14 protein-coding genes are annotated in these 14,699 nt (G+C 39.4%); 2 read left to right on the top strand and 12 right to left on the bottom strand.

The window, feature by feature from the left end:
- Positions 1-194: 194 nt before the first annotated feature.
- The 10 genes from B7E06_RS06940 to B7E06_RS06895 form a co-directional block, all read right to left on the bottom strand.
- Positions 195-956 carry a putative hydro-lyase gene (locus B7E06_RS06940; protein ID WP_082233288.1) on the bottom strand — a complete coding sequence of 254 codons (762 nt, stop codon included), beginning with the start codon at positions 954-956 and terminating at the stop codon, positions 195-197.
- Between the two features lie 134 nt (positions 957-1,090).
- Complete coding sequence (locus B7E06_RS06935; protein ID WP_245807692.1) at positions 1,091-1,771, bottom strand: YesL family protein; 681 nt, start codon at positions 1,769-1,771, stop codon at positions 1,091-1,093.
- Positions 1,772-1,794: 23 nt separating this feature from the next.
- Positions 1,795-2,763, bottom strand: coding sequence for a sugar phosphate isomerase/epimerase family protein (locus B7E06_RS06930; RefSeq protein ID WP_082233286.1), 969 nt, complete (start codon positions 2,761-2,763; stop codon positions 1,795-1,797).
- Positions 2,764-2,782: 19 nt separating this feature from the next.
- Entirely contained in the window at positions 2,783-3,823 is a 1,041-nt protein-coding gene (locus B7E06_RS06925) for a Gfo/Idh/MocA family protein (protein WP_082233285.1), read from the bottom strand.
- Between the two features lie 4 nt (positions 3,824-3,827).
- Positions 3,828-4,859, bottom strand: a complete 1,032-nt coding sequence (locus tag B7E06_RS06920; protein ID WP_082233284.1) for a Gfo/Idh/MocA family protein — start codon at positions 4,857-4,859, stop codon at positions 3,828-3,830.
- Between the two features lie 33 nt (positions 4,860-4,892).
- Entirely contained in the window at positions 4,893-5,612 is a 720-nt protein-coding gene (locus tag B7E06_RS06915) for a ThuA domain-containing protein (protein ID WP_082233283.1), read from the bottom strand.
- Between the two features lie 27 nt (positions 5,613-5,639).
- Positions 5,640-6,677 carry a LacI family DNA-binding transcriptional regulator gene (locus tag B7E06_RS06910; protein ID WP_082233282.1) on the bottom strand — a complete coding sequence of 346 codons (1,038 nt, stop codon included), beginning with the start codon at positions 6,675-6,677 and terminating at the stop codon, positions 5,640-5,642.
- 19 nt (positions 6,678-6,696) lie between these two features.
- Entirely contained in the window at positions 6,697-7,521 is an 825-nt protein-coding gene (locus B7E06_RS06905) for a carbohydrate ABC transporter permease (RefSeq protein ID WP_082233281.1), read from the bottom strand.
- A complete protein-coding gene (locus B7E06_RS06900) occupies positions 7,521-8,381 on the bottom strand; it encodes a carbohydrate ABC transporter permease (RefSeq protein WP_082233280.1) in 861 nt (286 codons plus the stop codon). The genes B7E06_RS06905 and B7E06_RS06900 overlap by 1 nt, the downstream gene beginning before the upstream one ends.
- A 185-nt stretch (positions 8,382-8,566) precedes the next feature.
- Positions 8,567-9,859, bottom strand: coding sequence for an ABC transporter substrate-binding protein (locus B7E06_RS06895; RefSeq protein WP_082233279.1), 1,293 nt, complete (start codon positions 9,857-9,859; stop codon positions 8,567-8,569).
- 422 nt (positions 9,860-10,281) lie between these two features.
- Between B7E06_RS06895 and B7E06_RS06890 the strand changes: the two genes are divergently transcribed.
- Entirely contained in the window at positions 10,282-11,034 is a 753-nt protein-coding gene (locus B7E06_RS06890; RefSeq protein ID WP_082233278.1) for a sugar phosphate isomerase/epimerase family protein, read from the top strand.
- A gap of 26 nt (positions 11,035-11,060) precedes the next feature.
- Here B7E06_RS06890 and B7E06_RS06885 read toward each other — a convergent pair whose 3' ends face one another.
- Both B7E06_RS06885 and B7E06_RS06880 read right to left on the bottom strand, forming a co-directional pair.
- Complete coding sequence (locus tag B7E06_RS06885; RefSeq protein ID WP_179134004.1) at positions 11,061-12,647, bottom strand: glycosyltransferase; 1,587 nt, start codon at positions 12,645-12,647, stop codon at positions 11,061-11,063.
- 132 nt (positions 12,648-12,779) lie between these two features.
- On the bottom strand, positions 12,780-13,634 hold the full coding sequence (locus tag B7E06_RS06880) for a MurR/RpiR family transcriptional regulator (RefSeq protein WP_082233276.1): 855 nt from the start codon (positions 13,632-13,634) through the stop codon (positions 12,780-12,782).
- Positions 13,635-13,772: 138 nt separating this feature from the next.
- Between B7E06_RS06880 and gnd the strand changes: the two genes are divergently transcribed.
- A complete protein-coding gene (gene gnd, locus B7E06_RS06875; protein ID WP_082233275.1) occupies positions 13,773-14,669 on the top strand; it encodes a phosphogluconate dehydrogenase (NAD(+)-dependent, decarboxylating) in 897 nt (298 codons plus the stop codon).
- Positions 14,670-14,699 lie beyond the last annotated feature (30 nt).

The following is a 14,699-nucleotide window of genomic DNA, read 5'->3' as shown; positions in this document are numbered from 1 at the left end:
TCCTTGTATAAGGTAAGAGTTGACGGCGGATGGCTTGTATTCAAAAGAGGAGGGAGTAATTATTTATTTACGGAAAGTATGAATCGGCGTAATTCTCATATAAAAATAAAAATAGCCGATCCTATCATGGATCGGCTTTCTACATTTCATAAATGATGAGATATTTTTATTCCAGCGTTTTATATAGGATTCTTTTACTGTTCCTCCAGCTGATCTGTAATCAGCATATGACCGGGAGCATGTGAAATCACAATCTCAGGTTTGGCCTGTAGACATACATTTTGCGGTGTAACACCGCAGGCCCAAAATACTGGAATTCGTTCCTCTTTATTAAAATCTACACTTTGTCCATAGTCAGGTTTGTCCAGATCCTTTATTCCAATTTCTTCAGGTTTCCCTATATGCACAGGTCCCCCATGAGAAGTTTGAAAATTATTAGTAATATCTACTGCACGGTCAGCCTCTTCAGGTGTAAGCGCCCGCATACTCACTACCATATTCCCCTCAAAACACCCGGCACTTTCGCAAGGAATGTTCGTTTTGTACATAGGGACAACACGCTGCTGTTCCTGGTGAAGAAGCCTGATTCCCTCATCAAGTAATGCTTTCTCAAATGTAAAACTGCACCCGATCAGGAAAGTTACAAAATCCTCTCTCCAGTACTTTTTAATATCATATACTTCTTCGGAAAGCTTCCCATTTTTGTATATTCTATATTTAGGCAAATCTGTTCTAATATCGGCCTCGGCTACGCGCGGCTGATATTCCCCCGGCTCCAGAACGTCAATAATCGGGCAGGGCTTCGGGTTTCGCTGGCAGAATAAAAGAAAGTCAAACGCATACTCCTTTGGCAGAGTGATTAAATTTGCCTGCAAGTAGTTATCGCACATCCCGGAAGTTGTCCCTGTTTCCAACTGATCACGAAAACGCCTGCGCTGGTCTATCGGTTTCAACATATAACTTCCCCCTAAACCTTTTCTTATACTATAGCAGATTTAAATTTTACAGATTATAAAAATAACCCGGAAGTACTGTGCCATTAAGTCAGGTTTTACTCAAACTTAAGGATCAACAGCAAACCGGGTTGTTTCTATTTTTCAGCAGCGGCTTTTAAATATACTCTATAAAAGGCCGAAAACGATAAAAAAGCAATGATTGAACCTGTAAAGATCGGAATGATCAGTGGAAATACGTACAAACTTATGAGCAGGATGATCCCACTGCAGATTACAATGGCAGCAAATAGTATTGGACTTCCTATTGTAATAACAAAAGATTGTTTCATAACTTTAATAAGTTTCATATCATATTGGACAAGAACACAAAGGAAATTAATCGTCCATACATATAACAGAATCCCCATAATGAGGAAAACATTCATTAGAACAGAATTCCTCGTTGAAAAGTAATAAACGTCCGCAATCAGGACACTCCAGAGGATTAAGAAAATAACTCCTCCTATCATGCTCTTTAAATAGTTTTCTTTATAATAGCTGAAATAAGACTGCTCTCGGTTTAATTCTTCGTCTTTTTTCACCCATTCCCTTGCTTTAGCAAAAAGAGCTGCTGTGGCTGGAAAGAATATGAAAGGTGTCAATAAACCGAGCGGAAGCAGAATATAAAAAGCAAGACCGCTGCTTTCAAGGGATAATAAGCTGAGAAGAAGAAGGCCTATAGGCAGGTTGAACAGAGTCCATTGTAGATTTCCCAGTGAAAATTTCATGATCCATTCACTTACACCAAATAATCCACCTATTAACCCTTTAGCCATCTCCATCTCTCCTTCTTATTCCCTTATGCCCACCACATTTCAGCAGGCTGTTCTTCAATCATTACGGCTCTTAAGTTTTTCACTGCCTGGCTGAAACCTTCACTAATAGACATAATTGGATCTTCATGCTCAATACTGATGACATGATCGTAACCAAATGTTCTCAGTGCACTGACTATATTGGACCATTCTTGAATCCCATGACCATATCCAACAGATCTAAAGCTCCATGCCCGGGTTTGTACTTCACCATAAGGCTGCATATCTGTCAATCCGTACATGTTAACATTTTCTTGATCAATGTACGTATCTTTTGCGTGGAAGTGGTGGATGGCACCTTCTCTTCCAAGAATCTTAATCGCTGCTACCGGATCGATACCCTGCCACCATAAATGGCTGGGATCGAGATTAGCACCGACTGCCGGACTAGTGGCTTCCCGTAGCTTAAGCATAGTATATGGAGTATGAACAAGAAAACCTGCGTGCAGCTCCAGTCCTATTTTAACATCATTCTCTTCTGCCAGCTTGCCAACCTCTTTCCAATAAGGAATCAGTTTTTCTTCCCACTGCCAAGTAAGAATATCAGAGTACTCTGCCGGCCATGGAGTTACCGGCCAGTTAGGAGTCGTATCATTTTCAGAACCAGCAGGTGTACCTGAGAATGTATTAACAACCGGAACATTCATTAAGCCAGCTAATTTAATTGACTTAACCAACGCATCGTGAGACTCTTTTGAAAATTTCTCATCAGGTGAAATCGGGTTACCATGACAGCTGAACGCACTAATTGTAAGGCCTCGACTGTTAACCTTCTCCAGATACTCTTGACGCTTTGCTTCACTTTCTAAAAGCTCATCTATTTTACAATGAGCGGCACCTGGATAACCGCCAGTGCCGATTTCCACAGCCTTCAGGCCTGATTCTTTAGCTTTATCTAGCATCTCTTCAAAAGACAGATCAGAAAAAAGTACAGTAAATACTCCTAATTTCATAAGTCTCTTACCTCCTTAATTAAGTTAGCTTTACACTCGAACTGGTTTCACTGCTTTTATAAATAGCTTCCATTAATGCTGTAACCTTTTGAGCCTGTTCCGGCTTAACGATTAACTCGTCATTTCCGAGACAACTGTCTACGAAATTTTTCGCCTGGTAAAATCCTGGGCTTAATTTGTCTTCTTTTAAGTTAGGCTGACTGTTCCAAACCGTTCCATACCTTGTCTGATAGAGTTGGAAGGGATAAACATCAAGGCCGCCGTTTACTCCGGATATGCTCAGAGCGGTAAAATCCTCTTTTATATTGGCCGCCCAGGAACATTCAAATTGGAGGGACATGCCATTATCAAAAGTAATATAGCTTGTTACATGGTCATCAACATTAAAGGTTTCATGGTCAAATGCCCCCCAGTCGTTGACCTGGCCAGGGGTTTTGCTTAAGTTATCATAAGTTCTTCCAATAACTTCTACAGGCTGAGGGTCATCAAGCAGCCATAATGCCAAGTCAAGCAGGTGACAGCCAAAATCAATTAAACTGCCTCCGCCTTGAAGGTCTTTATTCGTGAAAACCCCCCAGCCAGGAACTTTACGACGGCGCATGGCCTGAACTCTTGTCACAAGCGGATCGCCGATTTCTCCATTATTTATCGCTTCTTTTGCCAGTTTAGCTTCAGGAGTGTAACGATAGTGATAGGCAATGGAAAGCAAGCGGTCATTTTTTTCAGCGGCTGCAATCATTGCTTCACACTCTGCTGATGTAATAGCCATGGGCTTTTCTACTAATACGTGCACACCTGCTTCCAGGGCAGCTATTGCGATTTCAGAATGAAACTTATTCGGTGTACAAATTGTCACTGCGTCTACTTTTTTAAATAGATCGTAATAGTCTTCAAATACATAGGGAATGTCATAGTTTTTGGCAGCTTCTTCTGCTCTTTCCTTGTTAATATCCTGGAGAGCAGTTAATTCGACTGTATCTATCATTCCGGCATAAGCAGGGATATGCCGATCCAGGGCTATCCCGCCTACACCAATCACTCCCATTTTCAACTTACTCATAGTATCACTTCTCTACTTTCGTAATTTTACCTGATTCACTGGATTCAAGGGCAGCAATTATTACCTCTAAGGAACGCATTCCTTCTTGACCGTCAATCAGCGGCTGCTTGTCTTCAAGCACTGATTCTACAAAGTGATCGATAACCCCTGTACTCGTCTGTCCGCCGGCATCGTTGGATTGAATCTGTCCAAGCTCATATTTAACAGTTTCACCAGTGGAATACTGGGCAATTAGTGAATACGCAGGATCATCTTCCATGCGCAGAATCCCTTTTTCTCCATATATAACCGTTGAATTATCTTCGCCTGCATTGTAAGCCCAGCTTGCTGTAAGCGTCCCAACTACTCCGCTTTCTGTGCGCAGGATACATACTGCATTATCATCAACCGTAATATTCTGCTTAGCATTATTTTCAACAAATCCTGCGGCCTCAGTAAATTCTTCTCCAAGAATATAGCGAAGCAAATCTGATTTATGTACACCAAGGTCACCCATTGCCCCGATAAAAGCCTCATCCTTCTTAAAGAACCAGCTCTCCATTCCGTCTGCACTCCAGCCTTCCGGTCCGCCATGACCAAACGTTGTACGGAAACTGTACACTTTCCCGATTTCTCCTGCTTCAATAAGCTGCTTGGCCTTCTGATGGGAAGGAACAAAACGCTGGTTGTGACCAATCATCAACTTTTTATTATTACGCTCTGCTGCTTCTATCATTTCTTCTGCTTCCTGACGTGAAGTCGCCATTGGCTTTTCACAAAGAACATGTGCACCGGCGTTTAATGCAGCAATGGAAACAGGTGCGTGTAAATTGTTAGGGAGACAGACACTTACAAGGTCCACCTCTTCTTTATTAAAAAGATCTTTATAGTCTGTATAAGAATGGGCGCCAAATGCTTCTGCCGTTACCATTGCACGCTCTTCTACTATATCGCAGACAGCTGTGATATCTACATTATCATTCGCTTCATACTCCAGAAGGTGACGATTTTGTGCAATGCTTCCGCAACCGATTACTGCTACTTTTAATTGTGTCATTATCTGGTTCCTCCTTTTAAAATATAAAACTGCTTATTTTTCTGTAATCTTTTCTAAAGGCTGGGCATTTCCATATACATTTTTAGGTGTGCCTCCGTTATACGCCCATTTCACACCATTCTGGATTACTTTTTGAACATCTTCATGGTAATAAGTCGGGTAAGTTTCATGTCCAGGGCGGAAATAGAAAACCTTTCCACGGCCTCGCTTAAAGGTTGCTCCGCTTCTAAATACTTCGCCGCCTTCAAACCAGCTGACAAATACGAGCTCGTCCGGAGTTGGGATATCAAAATGCTCTCCATACATTTCTTCTTTTTCAATATCAATGTATTCTCCGAGACCTTCCGCAATTGGATGAGTCGGATCTACTACCCAGATGCGCTCTTTATCATCGGCTTCTCTCCACTTCAAATCACACGTTGTTCCCATTAACTTCTTAAATACTTTTGAAAAGTGACCGGAGTGAAGAACGACAAGACCCATTCCATCCAGCACACGCTGTTTAACTTTCTCAGCAATTTCTTCTTTCACTTCATCGTGGGCTTTATGCCCCCACCATACGAGAACATCGGTGTTATCTAACACTTCCTCTGTTAATCCATGCTCTTCTTCATCAAGTGTAGCTGTGCGTACGATGTGGTCATCTTCTTCAAGAAAGCCGGCAATAGCGCCATGGATGCCTTCTGGATAAATATCTGCAACCACCTGATCTTCTTTTTCATGTCTGAATTCGTTCCATACTGTAATGTTCATTAGTTTCGCTCCTTTTATATTCGTTTCTTACTGCACTATTTCAACAGATTTGCAGGAATCCCTTTCGACAATTGTCGTTGGAATGATGACTCCCCTTTTTAAAGCAGAAGGGTCATTTAGAACATCTATCAAACTATTCGATGCCTGAAATCCCAGTTGATACGGATTGGTATCCACAGTAGTTAAAGGGGGATAGGCCAATTTTGCAATCATCGTGTTATTAAATCCAATAACACTGACATCTTCAGGCACTTTAATGTTATGTTCCTGGAAAGCAGAAATAACAGTAAGTCCATTATAATCGTCTGTTACCAGCAAGGCTGTCGGCCTATGGGACAGTTCCATTAACTTGCTTACAATTTTCTTGCCTGTAGTCACTGGATTATTTAATTCGGTGCTCAAAATATATAACTCTTCTTCCTTTATTCCATTCTCATAGGCAGCCTGTTTAAAACCATTTAACCGATCCTTTGCGACCTCAAACTTAAGGTCGCCGCCTATGAACCCAAGACGTCTATGTCCCAGATTAATAAGGTGATTCGCAGCTTCGCGACTGGCCTCCACATTGTCATTGTCTACATACATATGCTTATTAGCTCCAAAAAGTGGTTTTCCCACAACAACAAAAGGAAAGTCGCGTTCCATTAAATAAGGAACAACTGGATCATCTTCACGTGAATAAAGAACGATAATTCCATCTACTCGTTTACCCTGTACCATTTTAACAACGTCCTGGAAGATAGCCTCTTGTGATTCACCTGTAGTTAAATTAATGCTGTAATCCTTTGCATGGCATGAACCACTTATCCCCTTTAAAATTTCTGAAAAGAACGGATTCTCAAATGAATGAGTTGCCGAATCTTTCATTACAATACCAATCGTCTGTGTCGACTGACGAACAAGAACACGGCCATTAATGTTTAAATGGTAGCCCATTTCTTCCATAACCTTGCGTACTCTTCTCTTGGTGTCTTCACTGATCCTTGGACTATCAGATATTACCCTGGAGACAGTGGATGGAGCCACATTTGCTTGTCTGGCAACATCTTTTATAGTGACTGACAATTTTCATCCACCCCTTAAATTATTTAACTGCGCCTTCAGATACACCCTGGATAATTTGTTTTTGGGCAAAGAAGTAACCGATGATTACTGGAATAATTGCAATAGTTAATCCTGCAAGCGCCAAGTGCCACTGCTTCGTATACTGACCGAAGAAATAAAACATTTTTAAAGGAATCGTAGCATTGGATTCATTAAGAACCAACGAAGGAAGCAGGTAGTCATTCCAAATCCAAATAACGTTCAGTATGCCCACCGTTACAGAAATCGGTTTAAGCAATGGGAAAATGATAAACCAAAATAACTGAAAACGGTTAGCTCCATCAATAATGGCCGCTTCATCCATTGACTTGGATACACCGGTCATCGCTCCATGATATAAAAAGATGGAAAGACTGCAGCCAAATCCTAAATACATAAAGATCAGCCCGCCGGCATTAAGCATATCCGCCTGTCCAAACAGCGCGATAAGTGGGATCATTACGGATTGGAACGGAATCAACATCGCGGCAACAAAAACGAAAAACATAATCCCGCTGAGTTTACTTTTGTTTCGCTGGAGAGCATAACCAGCCATAGCTGAGAAAATAATGATAACGGCCACACTCAGCACCGTAATCAACACAGAATTAAATAAAGATTTAAGAAATTCCAGGTCTATAAATGCTTCTACAAAATTTTCCGTAATCCATTCTTCCGGCAGACCGAGAACACCTGAGAAAATATCCCGCTTTGTCTTAAAGGCATTGACGATCATTAAATAAAAGGGAGCAATCCACAACAGGCCGAGTATAATCCCTAAAACTTCTATTGAAAACAAATTTCTCTTTTCGTTGTTTTTTTTCATTACATTTCAACCTCCCGCTTCTTGTTGTAATACACTTGAGTAAGTGCAACCACTGATACAATCAAGAAGAAGATAACCGCTTTAGCCTGAGCGAATGCCATGTCATTATCCGAAAAGGCTGTGTTTACAATATCCATGGCTACCATCTGTGTTTGGTTAGCCGGTCCACCATTTGTAAGCGACAAGTTTTGGTCATAAATTTTAAAGGACATGGAAAGCGTTAAGAACATACTGATCGTAAAAGCAGGGGCCACTAACGGAAAGGTAATGTTTTTAAACCGTTGAAAAGAACTTGCTCCATCAATTTTAGCGGCTTCAATCAGGTCTTTCGGGATATTTTCTAAGTAAGCAATGTAAATGATCATGATATAACCGGCCATCTGCCAGCATGTTAGAATTACGATTCCCCAGAAACCTGTATTTGCTGTTGAAAGCCATCCATTAAAACCTTCAATCCCTGTAAGATCTGCCACATCTCCAAAAACGCTGATAAAAATAAACTGCCAGATGAATCCTAAGATTAAGCCTCCAATTAAGTTCGGCATAAAGAAAATGGTACGTAGAAGATTATTTGATTTAATATTGCGAGTAACAATTAACGCCAGCGCCAACCCGAAAATATTCAGCAAAATCACCGCTACTACCGCAAACTTTGTCGTAAACCAAACAGCATTTAAAAACTCACGTTCCTGAAATAAACTGATATAGTTTTGCAAACCTAGAAAATTATTAACTCTTAAACCATTCCAGTCTGTAAAAGAATAAATAAATCCATATATAAATGGGATTACCACAACAATCCCTAAACCTAAGATTACCGGTGCCATAAAAATCCAAAAAGCAAAACTTTTATTTTTCATCCGATACCCGCCCTTCTCTAATAATTACACTGCTAGTCCAAAGCTTTCTATGAGATCGATTTCATAATTTATAAGTAACATCTCATCTATTAGGCTGTTTATGGTTATAATAAACAACTTAATAGAAAAGATATTATATGTAGTCAGCAAGAGAAATAAATCTCCTGCTGACTTACTTGCTCATTTTATTGACGTGATTTTTCCCAATTATCTTTTGCTCTCTGTTCTACTTCTTCCCAAGTGATGTCACCGCCAAGATAGCTTTGCATGGCCGAACCAAGCGCATCTTCAGTCCATCCAGTGGGAGCTCCAAGGAACACCCATCCTAATGTATCGCCATTAGCCGCATATTCATAAATTTCTTGGGAAATTGGATCAGCAATCTCTTGATCTTCATATCCTTCATAAGCCGGGATAAACTTAAATTCTTCTGTTACGAATTTCTTCCCTTCTTCAGAAGTGTACATCCAATCTAAGAAGTCTTTACTCGCTTGAACGACTTCGTCTCCAGCCTCTTTGTTAACTACCCAATAGTTTGGTACACCTACAGGAACTTTTCCTTCATATCCTTCTACAGGGATAGGAAGAAGGCCTACATTGTTTTCTGCGAATTCTGGATCCATAGATTCGATTGTGTTGTATACCCAGTTTCCTTGCTGAATCATTGCTACATTACCTAGAGAGAAATGCTCTTCTACCTGCTGAGAGTAGTCAAGACTCAGTACTGGCTGAATAGAATTCTCAGCCTGCAGATCCAAGAAGCGCTGCATTTGGTCTCCCATTGCAAATTCTACGGTTTTCGCTTCATATGTTTCCTGAACATCATGGTTGAATTCATCGGCAAGATAAGTATTAGCTAAGTGGTTTCCCATTACCCACTTTTCTTTTCCTGGAAGAGCGAATGGTGCTTCAATACCTAAATCTTCTTTTTGTTCATCAAGCGTTTTTACTGCGTCTTCTAGATCATCCATTGTCTTGATAGACTCAGGATCAATACCTGCCTTCTCAAAAACTTCCTTATTATATAAAATTCCATATCCTTCCTGGTTAAAAGGAAGCCCTAAAATTTGATCCTCACGCTCTACTGAAGTCAGTGTTCCATCAAGAGCAGCTCCAGCAGCTTCTGTATCGGACAAGTCTGCTAAGTAATCTTCATATTCATCAACATCCGTAGGACCACCTACATTAAAGATATCAGGCTCTTCACCAGATGAGAAAGATGTCTTCAAAGCTTGTCCGTAATCATTACCTCCGCCAACCGTTTTAACGTTTATGTTAACATCGGGGTTTTCTTCCTCATACATCTGTACAAGCTCTTCAAATTGATCCTTGAATTCTACTTTAAATTGGAACACATCAACTGTAACCTGATCTTCCGATGCCTCTTCTGAATTTCCTCCGGAAGAAAAGGAACAGCCAGCCAAAACAGATGTTGCTAATGCAGCAGAAGCTAAACCAGTAAACAATTTTTTCTTCATGTAACACACTCCCCTAATTTTTCTTACATAATGAATTGAATGCGCTTCCATATTCACTAAAAAAATATGTGGAACTTAATGAGATTAATAGTTTCACATTGAACACCTGTGCACCTTTAGTGCACTCGTTTGCACTTTGAGTTCTTAAAAAATCAAATTATGCCGTGGATTTGCTTAACTGTCATTGATACAAGGAATGAAAGCGGTTTGTGAATACGTTTGCACAAATTCATTACACAAACTATAACATGGTGATTATTTAAACACAACATGATTTTCTGAATTTTTTTCACTTTCCTTGAAAATGCTTTCAATGCAATAAGTTAAGCTTTTAAAAAAATTACCGAATATTTGGTTTTTTCTATTATCTTATGTATGATCAAGAAGACTATCTATTACATAGAGAAATGAGGACTGATAGAATGACTATTCCTGCAGCTGTTCAGCTTTATACATTAAGAAACGAAACAGAGAAGGATTTCGAAGGAACGTTAAGAAAAGTCGCTGACCTGGGATTTGAAGGGGTAGAGTTCGCCGGTTTAGGAGACTATACGCCTCACGACATGAAGCAGCTTTTGGATGAGCTGGGGCTTCAAGCTGTATCGAGCCATGTCCCTTTAGAACAAATTAAAAATAATCTAACCCAAGTAATAGAAGTGCAGAAAACTCTGGGGACCCAATATTTGGTTTGTCCTTATTTTGAACCTGAAGGTGAAGAGGATTATATTAAACTGATCGGTATTTTAAAACGTGCGGGAGAAATGTGCCGATTAGAAGGAATTACCCTATGTTACCACAATCATGATTTTGAATTAGCTGAACTTTCGGATGGAAGAACAGCATTAGATACTATTTTTGAGGAAACTGACGCAAATGATCTTAAAGCCGAGCTGGATATTTATTGGATCAAAAAAGCGGGGCATGACCCTTCTGCCTGGATTGAACGTTATCAAGGTCGAACACCGCTTATTCATTTAAAGGATATGACTACAGACGAAGAGCAATTTTTTGCGGAGCTTGGTACCGGAGGAGTGGACCTGGAATCCGTAATTAATAGAGGTGAAGCTGCCGGCGTCAGATGGTGGGTCGTAGAACAGGATGAAAGCCGCAGGACTCCTTTTGAAAGTTTAGAGATTAGCGTCAATTATTTAAGAGAGAAAGGAATTGTCACTTAACTTCCTCATCAAAAAAAGCATAGAGGCTATTCACCTCTATGCTTTCTTGTTTTCTTCCATTGTTCTGCATTGTTTATAGCTGTTAAAAACTTTTCTTTATAAATTTCTTTATTAAAGTTCTCTTTTATAAAGGAAGATGCCCTCTCACCCATTTCTATAGCTTTATCAGGATTTTTAAAAAGTTCGATCATCGCTTCTGCCAGCTCATTTATGTTTTTATCTTCAACAAGCTTCCCTGTTTCGTTGTGCTTTATTAAATCTGCCGGTCCATATCTAACGTTATAGCTGACTACAGGGGTTTTATTTGCTGTGCTTTCTAAGACCGACAAGGCAAACCCTTCACTTTTTGAAGTAAGAAGAGAAAACAGACCTCGCTGATAGATAGAATCTGGATCATGAGTATAGCCTTTTATAATTACATTGTTTTCTAAATTTAAATCATTCACCATTGTTTTCAGCTTCTCATCTTCTGTTCCAGTTCCCCATATTTCAAGTTTCACATCTGGAAGTACTCTTACTACCTTTTTAAATGCTTTAATTGAATGATCAATCCGCTTCAAAGTTGATAAACGACTGACAATGACGGCAGTATTCCGATCAGTTTCTTTTTCTTCTACCAATAGTTTCTTAAAGCCACTTTTCTTCGCGCCCTCATGATAGTGAGGCACAGTGTGAAAGAAGTTTTCATAACCAAATCTTTGAATTAAATCCTTTCTCTGCTGTTCTGTTAATACTAAAGCACCGTCATAGTTATTAAGGTTCTCAATTCCTGTCTTTACCTTAGAAGCAATTTCACCATTCTTATCAAACGGATAATTTACATGGCTGCTGTGAAGACGCCATAATTTCAGGGCAAGCTTACTATTAATTTCAGCAAGCACGCCATCGGTGCTTCTTGTATCAGAAACAATAACCGGGGCTGTATGTTTTTCCAACAATTGGTGAACCCAATCCGTTTTAAATTTTGTTGTTCCATCCCTGTACTTTTTTGTTACTTCCCCTGTTTTTAAATCAAACATTGTAATCCTTGTGATTTCACTCGTTTTCGGATTGATCCACTCAGAAAGATACGGTTGGTGTTTATAGTTGTAATAGATAATCTGACGAGGTTTATTTCTCTGATAATCCATAAAAAGTACTCGTTTAATATTTCCTTTAAGATCATATTCCTCCCGTTTTGTGCGGTATCTATTTTCATTAAAATAATCAATAAAGCGAAGGTGATTATTTTCATCGTAATCAATATATTTCACATATATTCCTTTTTGGAAAATTCGATAAGCATTTTTCCCTTTCCTCTTATCTGCTACACCGCCAGCTGCAAGGGCTTTTAGTGTAGCCTTCTTTAACGTTTTGCGACTTGAATGATTATTGACACGCCCATCCAGTGCTTCGTAAAGGTTTAAGATCTTTACTTTTGGATGAATTTTATTCATCTCTATCAACTGTTTTCTAATATTTGGATATCTCACGTTATAATTGAATGTGAGCATATAAACTTCATAACCCATTTCCGCAAATGTAGAGGCTTGTTTTAAAGAGGCTTTTGTCAGACCCCCGCGCTCTAAATCAATTGAGTTCATTAGAAAAAAAATAGGTTGTTTTTTATCCATCATCTCACCTGCTTCGTCTGTTAATATCGTCTAGTTTCTTCAATGTCTAACATACTCTAAATTCCCCTATTTATCATTCATAAACTATGAGAATTTTCATCTAAAAAAAGAAGCGGAGAGAATCCGCTTCTTTTATAACCTTTTTAAAGCCATGGCTTTTCGCATTTGTTCAATGGCCTGTTTCCCATTACTTTTCTGGGCCAGCATTACATTTGTGTAAAGGGCATCTATGATACTAAGCTGGGCAATTCTTGAAGAAAAAGCTTCAGAACGAAAATCCGTTTCTTCTGACACAGTGTAAAGACAAATATCAGCTTTTTTAGTTAAAGGGGACTTTGCAAAATTTGTAATGGCAATTGTTTTTACTCCCCTGTCATTTAGTACTTCAAGTACGTCCAGTGAATCCTTTGTCGTCCCGGAGTGTGAAATAACAATAGCGACATCTCTCTCAGACATTTGAGAAGCTGACATTAACTGCATATGGGAGTCCAATTGAGCCGCTACAGGGATTCCTGTCCTAATAAATTTATGGTAGCTGTCGAGCGCTACAGCTGCTGACCCTCCATAACCGAAGAACTCTAATTTATTAGCCTTGAGAATTAAATGAACCGCTTCCTCTATGGCCTTACCATCAAGTATTTGCAATGTGCTTGTTAAAGTTTTGTTATTTGACTGAAAGACTTTCTCCGCTACCGTTCCCATGCTGTCTCCATCTGCAATCTCTTCGTGTATGTCTTTCATTGGTGTTACTATCTCTGCTGCCAGAGCTATCTTAAAAGCCTGATACCCTTTAAAGCCAATTCGTTTACAAAATCTAAATACGGTCGATTCAGCTACATTTAATTCGTCTGCTACTTGATTAATCGTATGATGGATAATGATTTCTGGGTTATCCAAAATATAATCCGCAATTTTTTTCTCCTTATCGCTAAACCTTCCGTAATGACTTCTAATTCTCGCTAAACCATGCTGTGTTTCATTTTCCATGGAAGATCACCTCTATTTAACATCATTGGTTTTATTATATACGAAAAAAAATTTCATAAATACATTGTAATCGAAAAAAATTTTGATATAATTCGACATAGACAAAAAAATATTTTTTTACAACAGGGGGAAACACTTATGAAAATCGGTATGGTCGGTCTTGGAAAGATGGGTTTTAACTTAACCCTTAACTTACTTGACCACAATCATGAAGTTGCAGGTTATGATAAGGATATATCAATTAAGGAAAAAATTTCGAACAAGAACTTTTCTTTCTCGAATTCACTGGAAAACCTAGTGCGGGAACTTCCTACACCTAGAGTGGTATGGCTTATGGTACCGGCAGGAGAAATTACGGAAGCAACGATCTCTGATCTATCTACCCTTCTGGAACCTGGAGATATGATCATTGATGGAGGAAATTCCAATTATAAGGAGACCCTTCAACGCTCGGAGAAGCTTGAGGAAAAAGGCATTTATTTCTTTGACTGCGGAACGAGCGGTGGAACTGATGGGGCTCGTGAAGGCGCATGCACAATGATCGGCGGCCATCCAGATAAATTCAAACATATCGAACCTATTTTTGAAGACGTTTGCATAGAGAATGGCTACCTATATACAGGAAAAACAGGAAGTGGTCATTTTCTTAAAATGGTCCATAATGGAATCGAGTATGGCATGATGCAGGCGATTGGCGAAGGCTTTGACATCCTCCATAAAAGTGAATTCGATTACAATTATGAAAAAGTCGCTAAAGTCTGGAACAATGGATCTGTTGTTCGCTCATGGCTGATGGAATTAATGGAACAGGCATTTGCAAAAGATGCTAATCTTGATGATTTACGTGGAGTAATGAATTCATCAGGTGAAGGTAAATGGACAGTCGAAACTGCACTCGAGCTTGAGGCTTCTGCTCCTATCATTGCTCTTTCTCTCATGATGAGATACCGCTCACAGGAAAATGACACTTTCTCTGGTAAAGTTGTAGCAGCTTTAAGAAACGAATTTGGTGGTCATGCAGTCGTTAAAAACTAAGAAATTTCTATTCTTTGTAAGCGTTTAAGG

The organism is Halobacillus massiliensis (genome assembly GCF_900166625.1).
In the GTDB taxonomy this organism is placed as follows: Bacteria; Bacillota; Bacilli; order Bacillales; family Halobacillaceae; genus Halobacillus_A; species Halobacillus_A massiliensis.
Note: the sequence above shows the minus strand (reverse complement) of the source record. Positions and strands in the feature narration are given on the sequence as shown.